We start from the raw sequence: 253 nt of genomic DNA on the forward strand, positions 1-253 counted from the left end.
TTCTTCTTACTGACATCAAATGGTGCAGTACTTTCAACCAGCTGATTCGTTTCGTCAGGTTGATCTGTGAATACCCGATTGACATAAGAGTAATTTCCTTCTGCAGAAATGCCTACGTCAACGTGGCGTTTTTGATCATCTGACTCCCTGAGCCTAAATCCTGCAGTCTTAAAATCCGACCATGAGAGATCTGCCTCTATTTGATAGGCATCTCCTTTAACATCAAGTGTTTCCGAGCCATCCACTTCGATTT

At 42.7% G+C, this 253-nt stretch carries 1 protein-coding gene; it reads right to left on the minus strand.

Features of this window, described 5'->3' with window-relative positions; genetic code table 11:
• A partial coding sequence (locus SB773_RS33305; RefSeq protein WP_410594722.1) for a GH32 C-terminal domain-containing protein occupies positions 1-253 on the minus strand: 253 nt, incomplete at both ends.

The organism is Bacillus sp. SIMBA_074 (assembly GCF_046534555.1).
In the GTDB taxonomy this organism is placed as follows: domain Bacteria; phylum Bacillota; class Bacilli; order Bacillales; family Bacillaceae_G; genus Bacillus_A; species Bacillus_A mycoides.